General features: G+C 70.7%; 5 protein-coding genes. 3 read left to right on the forward strand and 2 right to left on the reverse strand.

Annotated features, from left to right (window positions below):
* The coding region (locus AC08OQ_RS12700) for a hypothetical protein (RefSeq protein WP_476612066.1) at positions 1 to 395 on the forward strand (395 nt) is incomplete at its 5' end.
* A gap of 168 nt (positions 396 to 563) precedes the next feature.
* Here the strand turns inward: AC08OQ_RS12700 and AC08OQ_RS12705 are convergent.
* Entirely contained in the window at positions 564 to 2,369 is a 1,806-nt protein-coding gene (locus AC08OQ_RS12705) for an NAD+ synthase (RefSeq protein WP_476604085.1), read from the reverse strand.
* 187 nt (positions 2,370 to 2,556) lie between these two features.
* Between AC08OQ_RS12705 and AC08OQ_RS12710 the strand changes: the two genes are divergently transcribed.
* Complete coding sequence (locus AC08OQ_RS12710; protein WP_462187556.1) at positions 2,557 to 3,915, forward strand: glutamine synthetase family protein; 1,359 nt, start codon at positions 2,557 to 2,559, stop codon at positions 3,913 to 3,915.
* Positions 3,912 to 7,115 carry a bifunctional [glutamine synthetase] adenylyltransferase/[glutamine synthetase]-adenylyl-L-tyrosine phosphorylase gene (locus AC08OQ_RS12715; RefSeq protein WP_476602023.1) on the forward strand — a complete coding sequence of 1,068 codons (3,204 nt, stop codon included), beginning with the start codon at positions 3,912 to 3,914 and terminating at the stop codon, positions 7,113 to 7,115. Before AC08OQ_RS12710 ends, AC08OQ_RS12715 begins: the two co-directional genes overlap by 4 nt.
* Positions 7,116 to 7,219: 104 nt before the next feature.
* Here the strand turns inward: AC08OQ_RS12715 and glnII are convergent, their stop codons facing one another.
* Positions 7,220 to 8,281 carry a glutamine synthetase GlnII gene (glnII, locus tag AC08OQ_RS12720; RefSeq protein ID WP_476602022.1) on the reverse strand — a complete coding sequence of 354 codons (1,062 nt, stop codon included), beginning with the start codon at positions 8,279 to 8,281 and terminating at the stop codon, positions 7,220 to 7,222.
* Positions 8,282 to 8,658: the final 377 nt, after the last annotated feature.

Below are 8,658 nucleotides of genomic sequence, written 5' to 3' on the forward strand. Positions count from 1 at the left end.
CGGACAGCAATGGAAACCACTCGCCACGCTCGCTTGTCCGGCTTTTCCACCTCGCCGCTGACCGAGAGCGGCGACTGTCGCTGGCACCGCCCTACTACGAGCGCAGCCTGATACGTCCCCGGGCGCTCGTGGAGTCGCTGGATGACATCAGTGAACAGGAAATCGACTCCCTGCAGGACGAGTTTGCCGAGCTCGTTCCCTTGTTCGATGCCCTCCGGGGGATCGGACGTACGCCGTTTCCGGCGCGAGAGCTGGAGGTCGACTCGGACGTCGAGAACCTCGGGCTGGAGGTCGGCCTCCTCGGCATCGATCTTGGTACCCGCGATGACACCGAGCGATACCGCGTCCCGGAGCTGTACCGAAAGGCACTCGGTATGGGGCGTAAGGGGACGTAATGAAGTAACAAATACGTGATCGAGAGCATCATCGCAGGTCACAGTCCTGTGGAGGGTTCGAAATGCGCAAGTTATTTCATTTCGACTCCTAAGGGCCAGGCATAAAACGAGCGCCGGCTGTAACGGCTCGACTCGAGCCGCGCGGCTGGCCCCGGCCCGCGCGGCTGGTCAGGCCGGCGGGTTCTCGCGCCAGCGGGAGGTGATCGGCAGTCGGCGGTCGCGGCCGAACGCCTTGGAGGTCACCTTCGGCCCGGGCGGGTTCTGTCGGCGCTTGTACTCGGCGAGGTCGACGAGCCGGATCACCTTGTCCACCACGGCCGGATCGTGCCCGGCCGCGATCAGCTCGGCCCGGCCCTGGTCGTGGCTGACGTAGTCGTCCAGGACGGGATCGAGGATGCCGTAGTCGGGCAGCCGGTCGGAGTCGAGCTGGCCCGGGGCAAGCTCGGCGGACGGCGCCTTGACGATGATCTCCTCGGGAATGGGCGGCACCTCGCCACGCTTCTCCGCGGCGGCGTTGCGCCAGCGCGCCAGCTCCCAGACGCGGGTCTTCGAGACGTCCTTGATGGGGGCGTAGCCGCCGGCGCTGTCTCCGTAGAGGGTGGAGAACCCCGTTGCCAGCTCGCTTTTGTTGCCGGTGGTGAGGATCAGGTGCCCATGCTGGTTCGACAACGCCATGAGCAGCGTTCCGCGCACCCGGGCCTGCAGGTTCTCGTCCGCGAGGCCGTGCAGCCCGCCGAGGGGGGCGGCGGCGGCGCGGAACGCGGCGGCGATCGGCTCGATGGGCACCACGGAGTGCCGCGTGCCCTGGCGGCGGGCGAGCTCGGCGGCGTCGGTCACCGAGTGCCCCGACGAGTAGCCCGAGGGCAGGGCGACGGTGTGGACGGCGCCGGCGCCGATCGCGTCGACCGCGATGGTCGCGACGAGCGCGGAGTCGATACCGCCGGACAGCCCGAGCGCCACCGAGGAGAAGCCGTTCTTACGGATGTAGTCGCGGGTGGCGGTGACCAGCGCGGTGTACAGCTCCCCGGCGGGCTCGGGGCGGTCGGCGACGACCGGCGGCAGGGGGGTGAACGGTGCCAGCGGCTCGGCGGCCAGTATCGTGCGCGTCACCGTCATCGTCGTGCCATCCTCGGCGTCGATGGCCCCGGCGTCGATGGCCCCGGACACCGCCCGCGCCGGGCCGGGACCGGCCGCGGGCAGGTCCAGGTCGGTGATCAGCAGCGCCTCGCTGAAGACCGGGGCCCGCGCGACGAGCTCCCCCGCGGCGTCGACGACGAGGGAGTCCCCGTCGAAGACCAGCTCGTCCTGCCCGCCGACGAGGTTGACGTAGGCCAGGGCGGCCGCGGCCTCCCGGGCGCGCTCGGCGCACAGGGCGTCGCGCTGGAAGGACTTCCCCTGCTCGTAGGGGGAGCCGTTGATGCACAGGACGAGGCCGACCCCGGACCGGCGGGCCACGGTGATCGGCCCGCCCTGCTGCCACAGGTCCTCGCAGATCGTCACGCCCACGTCGATCCCGTGCAGCCGCAGCACCGGAAAGGCCGTGCCGGGCACGAAGTAGCGGAACTCGTCGAAGACGCCGTAGTTCGGCAGGTGATGCTTGGCGTAACGCGCGACGACCTCGCCGCCCCAGAGCACCGCGGCGGCGTTCTGCGGTTCACCGGCCGGGCGTCCCACACTCGGCGCGGGTTGCGCGGACGCATCGAGGTAGCCGACGACGACGGCGATCTCGCCACACCCCTCCTCGGCCAGCCGGCGGGCCAGGGCCACCAGCGCCCGCTGGCTCGCGGCGACGAAGGACCGGCGCAGGACGAGGTCCTCCGGCGGATAGCCGGTCAACGTGAGTTCACCGAAGGCGATCAGATGAGCGCCGTCGGCGACGACCCGTTTCGTCCAGGTACTGACCAGGTCGGCGTTACCAGCGAGATCCCCGACGGTCGTGTCCACCTGGGCGAGGGCGATCCGCAGCTGGGCCATGGTTGCAGCGTAGGCGGTCGCGGCGTGGGCCGTTAGGTCCCGTGTCGGGAGGGTAGGTAACACGCCGTTGGCGGACTGGTTGCTACCAGGCAACATCACAGCGACGAACGGATGTAGTCGCTATGCTCGGGATAAGCACATCGGGTGGCCCGTATCGTCGAGTCCACATCCTCAGCGCGGAGGCACTATGGACAAACAGCAGGAGTTCGTTCTCCGGACTCTGGAGGAGCGGGACATCCGCTTCGTTCGGCTCTGGTTCACCGACGTACTTGGGTACCTGAAGTCGGTAGAGATCGCCCCCGCGGAGCTCGAGGGGGCGCTGGCGGAGGGTATCGGTTTCGACGGGTCCGCCATTGAGGGCTTTGCGCGGGTACACGAGGCCGACATGCTGGCCCGGCCCGACCCCTCCACCTTCCAGGTGCTTCCCTGGCGCGGTGAACATCCGCTCACTGCCCGGATGTTCTGCGACCTCGTGATGCCGGATGGCACGCCCGCCGCCGCCGACTCGCGCTGGGTGCTGCGGAGCGCGCTAGCCAGGGCGGCCGACGCGGGGTTCACGTTCTACACCCATCCGGAGATCGAGTTCTTCCTGCTCAGGGAGCCGCCGAAACGCGGTGGCCCGGTGCCCCCGCCGGTGGACGAATCAGGCTACTTCGACCTGACCCCCAATGACATCAGCCATGATTTCCGGCAACAGGCCATCAGCATGCTCGAACGGCTGGGCATCTCGGTGGAGTTCAGCCACCACGAGGTGGCCCCCGGCCAGCAGGAGATCGATCTCCGCTACGCCGACGCCCTCACCATCGCCGACAACATCATGACCTTCCGCCAGGTGGTCAAGGAGGTGGCGTTGCGGCAAGGTATTTACGCCACCTTCATGCCCAAGCCGTTCGGTAACCAGGCCGGGTCGGGGATGCACACCCATCTGAGCCTTTTCGAGGGTGACCGCAACGCCTTTCACGACCCGACCGATGACTATCAGCTGTCCAAGGTGGCGAAGGCCTTCATCGCCGGGCTCCTCGCGCACGCCGCCGAAATCACCGCGGTGACCAACCAGTGGGTGAACTCCTACAAGCGGCTCATCGGCGACCAGCGGGTCGGCGAGGTGCTGGAGGCGCCGGCCTATGTGTGCTGGGGCCACAACAACCGTTCGGCGCTCGTGCGGGTTCCGCTCTACAAGCTCCACAAATCCAACGCCACCCGGGTGGAGTTCCGGCTGCCGGACAGCGCGTGCAACCCGTATCTGACCTTCGCCCTGGTGCTGGCAGCCGGCCTGCGGGGTGTCCAGGGTGGTTACGAGCTGCCACCGGCTTCGGCGGACGACGTCTGGACGCTCACCGACACGCAGCGTCGTGAGCGCGGGATCACCGCTCTGCCCGGCTCGCTCGCCGAGGCGGTCAAGGTGATGGAGCGTTCCGCGCTTGTGCGGGAGACCCTCGGCGACGAGTTGTTCGACTTCTTCCTGCGGAACAAGCGGGCCGAGTGGCTGGAATACCGTCGGCAGGTGACCCCGTTCGAGATCGACCGGTACCTGCCGGTGCTATGACCGGGCGGACCGGCACCCGGCCCCCCACAGCCGGGGCGGGGCCGGTCGGGCCGGGACCGGTCGCGGCCCATCCGCGGGGGAGCTCGGTCGCCGCGCAGCTCGCGCGACTCGGCTTCACCGACGTCGACCGGGTCGAGACGACAATGCGCCGCCTCGGCCTGCTCAGCCCGGCCGTCCAGTCGCCCACCGCCGGCAGGGATGTCCTGCCCGGTCCCGCCACCGTGGGAATCGTGCGCGAGGAACGGCTCGAGGCCAACGTCGTGGTCGGCTCGCTGGCGGCTGCGGCCGATCCGGACCGGGCTCTCGCCGCGCTGGACCGGCTCGTGGACGCCCTCGGCCCGGCCGGGGGCGCGGCCTTCGTCGGTGCGCTGGCCCGCCACGAGGGGCTGCGGGAACGGCTCGCCGCCGTGCTCGGCGCGAGCATCGCGCTCGGCGATCATCTTGCCCGCCATCCGGCGGACTGGCACATCCTGGAAGCCGACGAGGTGGTCACCACCCCGCCGGAGGCGGCGAGCGTGCGGGCAGGTCTGCTGCGCGCGGTCGGCGCGGATCCGGACGATCCGGCGCCCCGGGCGGCGGGCGACGGTCCCCAGATCCTCGACGCCCTGCGGACCGCGTACCGCAGGGCGCTGCTGGTCCTCGCGGCGCGGGACCTGACCGGCGCGGTGCCACTCGACGAGGCCACGGCCGAACTCGCCGATCTGGCGGGATTCGCGCTGGACGCGGCGCTGGCGGTCGCCCGTGCCGGGCTCGACCCGCGGCTGCCCCCGGTCCGGCTCGCCGTGATCGGCATGGGCAAGTGCGGCGGACGGGAACTGAACTACGTCAGCGACGTCGATGTCGTGTTCGTCGCCGAGCCGACGGCACCCCGCGATGCGGCGAACGGTACGGCGAACGGGGGGAAGATCGGGGCGGAACCGGCCGGGCCGGCGGTACTGACGGCGGCGGCACGGCTGGCGGAGGGGCTGGTCCGAGCCGCCGGCACCGTCACCGCCGCCGGTGCGCTGTTCCAGGTCGATGTGGGGCTTCGCCCGGAGGGCCGGGACGGTGCCCTGGTCCGCACGCTCGCCAGCCATCACGCCTACTACCGCCGCTGGGCCCGGACCTGGGAGTTCCAGGCGTTGCTCAAGGCCCGCCCGATCGCGGGCGACCTGGCGTTGGGCGCCGAGTTCTGCGCGATGGTCGCGCCCATGGTGTGGACGGCGGCCTCCCGTCCCGGCTTCGTGGCCGACGTGCGGGCGATGCGGCGCCGGGTGGAGTCGACGCTGTCCCGCGCGGAGGCGGAGCGCAATCTCAAGCTGGGGCCGGGCGGCCTGCGCGACGTCGAGTTCGCCGTCCAGCTGCTGCAACTCGTCCACGGCCGGGTGGATGCCAAGCTGCGGGTCGCATCCACCCTGGGCGCCATCGACGGTCTGGCCCGCGGCGGCTACGTCGGTCGGCGCGACGCGGCCGGGCTCGCCGACGCCTACCGTTTTCTCCGTAACGCTGAGCACCGCCTTCAGCTGCAACGGCTGCGCCGGGTGCACACCCTGCCCCGGGACGCCACCGAGCTGCGCTGGCTGGCCCGGTCGATGGGGTTGCGCACGGCGGAGGCGTTCGAGGACGCCCACGCCCGGGTGGTCCGATCCGTCCGATCGCTGCACGAGAAGCTCTTCTACCAGCCGTTGCTGGAGGCGGTCGCCCGCCTGTCGACGGAGGAGATCCGCCTTACTCCCCAGGAGGCGGCCGACCGGCTGGCCGCGCTCGGATTCGCCGCGCCGGACCGGTCGTTGCGCCATATCGAGGCGCTGACCAGAGGGGTGAGCCGGACGGCCGCGATCCAACGCCACCTGTTGCCGACGATGCTGCCCGCCTTCGCCGACGCCCCCGATCCCGATGCCGGGCTGCTGGCCTATCGCCGGGTCAGCGAGGCACTCGGGCGCGCCCCGTGGTATCTGCGGCTGCTGCGGGACTCCGCCGGCGCCGCGGACCGGCTCGCCCGGGTACTCGCGACCAGCCGGTACGTGGCGGACCTGATGGCCCGCGCGCCGGAGTCGGTGCGGCTGCTGCGCACCGAGGACGATCTCGTCCCGGTGCCGCGGGAGGCACTGGTCCGGACCATGGTGGCGATCGCCCACCGCAACCCCGACTGGGAGGAGGCCGTCGGGCGGGCCCGGGCGGTGCGCCGCGTCGAACTGGTCCGGGTCGCCTGCGCGGACCTGCTCGGCCTGCAGGACGTCGCAGCCGTGGGCCGGGCGCTGGCGGACGCCGCGGCCGCCACCATCGCCGCGTCCCTGCTTGTCGCCGAGCGCAGGGTCGCCGGAGGTGACCCGGAGTCGTTGCCGGCGCGGATCTCGGTGATCGCGATGGGCCGGCTCGGCGGCGCGGAGATGTCCTACGGCAGCGACGCCGACGTGCTGTTCGTGCACGAGGCCAGGCCAGGGGCGTCAGCGGACCGGGCGAGCAGGGCTGTCGCCGAGGTGGTCGGTGAGCTGCACCGGCTGCTCGCCGTTCCCGGACCCGATCCGGCGCTGCGCCTGGACACAGCGCTGCGTCCGGAGGGGCGCAGTGGCCCGGCCTCACGCACGCTGGAGGCGTACGCGGCCTACTACCAACGGTGGTCGCAGGAGTGGGAGTCGCAGGCGCTGCTGCGGGCGGAGCCCCTGGCCGGTGATCCCGGGCTTGCCTACCGGTTCTGCCGGCTAGCGGACACGGTGCGTTACCCGACCACGCTTCCCGCGGGCGCCCTGGACGAGATCATCCGCCTGAGCGGGCGGATGGAGCGGGAACGGATCCCACGGGGAGTCGATCGCGCGCTGCACCTGAAGTTCGGCCCCGGGGGGCTGACCGACGTGGAGTGGGCGGTGCAGATCCTCCAGCTGCGCCACGGCCGGCAGATTCCCACGCTGCGCACGACGTCGACGCTCGAGGGCCTGGGGGCCGCGGTCGTCTCCGGTCTGCTCGACGCGAGCGAGGCGGAGATCCTGCGCGCGGCCTGGATGTCCGCCTCCCGCATCCGGAACGCGAGCACGCTGGCCGGCTGGCCGCGTCCGGACGTCGTCCCTGACCGCCCGCCCGGTCTGGAGGCGATGGCGAGCGCGGCGGGATATCCCTCCGACCGGGCCGGCGAGCTCGTCGCCGAGCACCGCCGGTCGGCGGCGCTGGCCCGCGCCGTCGTCGAGGAGGTGTTCGCGCGCGAGCGGACCGCGGATTTCGGCTAGCACGCCCGGTGGTGCCGGAACCGCGCCACCGTAAGACCGGGCAGGCGGTCGTGTCGTCGGGAGTACCGCCACGGCAGCCTGTGCTCCGGCCTGGTGACCGTTCGTCAGACGGTTGCCCCGGCCGGGGCCGGGGTGGTCTGGGACGGCACGAACAGCGTCGGCTTATCGCCGGCCAGGGCGCTGCAGCAGGTGTCAATCATGAGCGCGGAGACCAGGTACGGGTCCATGTTCGCGTTCGGGCGGCGGTCCTCCAGCCAGCCCTTCTTGGCCTTCTCGACAGCCCACGGAATCCGGATCGACGCGCCGCGGTCGGAGGCGCCCCAGGAGAACTTGTTCCACGGAGCCGTCTCGTGCTTACCGGTCAGTCGGTCCTGGATGCCGTGACCGTAGTGGGTCACGTGCTCCAGCACCCGGGTGCCGAGCGCCTCGCAGCAGGCGACGATGGCGTCCCAGCCCTCCATCGTCTGCCTGGTGGAGAAGTTGGTGTGCGCGCCGGCACCGTTCCAGTCGCCCGGGACCGGCTTGGCGGCGAACGACACCTCGACGCCGTAGTCCTCGGCGATCCGGTGGAGCAGCCAGCGGCCCAGCCAAATCTGGTCGCCGATCGCCGGGGCGGGGAGCACGCCGATCTGGAACTCCCACTGGCCCATCATGACCTCGGCGTTGGTGCCCTCGATGGCGAGACCGGCGTCGAGGCAGGCCTGCGCGTGCCTTTCGACGATCTGGCGGCCGGGCATCTTCGAGCCGCCGACGCCACAGTAGTACGGTCCCTGCGGCGAGGGGTAGCCGACCTCCGGCCAGCCGTAGGGACGGCCGTCCTTGAAGAAGGTGTACTCCTGCTCGATGCCGAACATCGGCGTCATGTCGGCGTACTTCTCGGCGACGGTCCGGGCGGCGGCCCGGGTGTTCGTCGGGTGCGGCGTGAAGTCGGTCAGCTCGACCTCGCAGAGCACCAGGAGGTTGTCGCCACCCCGCAGCGGGTCGGGCGTGACGAAGACGGGCCGCAGCACGCAGTCCGAGTTCGATCCGGGCGCCTGGTTGGTGCTCGAGCCGTCGAAGCCCCAGATCTCCGGCTCCTTACCGTCCCTGATGATGCGGGTCTTGCTGCGCATCAGCGGCTCGGGCTCGGTGCCGTCGATCCAGATGTATTCGGCCTGATAACTCACTCATACTCCCCGTGGTTGATCCTGCACGTTACGGAGCGGCTTCGTGATCGGCCTGGCCAGCCGACCCAGGCCGCGAATGACGGGAGGGTTCGACCGGAGCCTTGTCGTGCCCAGTTACCTTCCTGTTCCGTGATTGTTAATTTTCGGTCTCTGCTATGTCACGAAAGGCTGACCCTGGGCGATCGGGGCCGACTGCCGTCCGGGATTTTCGGAGTCCCCGGCTCCGCTTTCGTGTCGTGGTGTCCCGGCGGGTGTCGGAGGGAGATGGCCGGTATTCCGGACCGCGCCGTTCCGCATAGACGTGAGGCCCGCCTCCGACGTCGTCGAAGTAGGGCCTCGGGGAATTAGTATATTAATTTTCAATGTGGGTTCGGGGG

The sequence above is a fragment of the Frankia sp. CcCS3 genome (genome assembly GCF_977927575.1).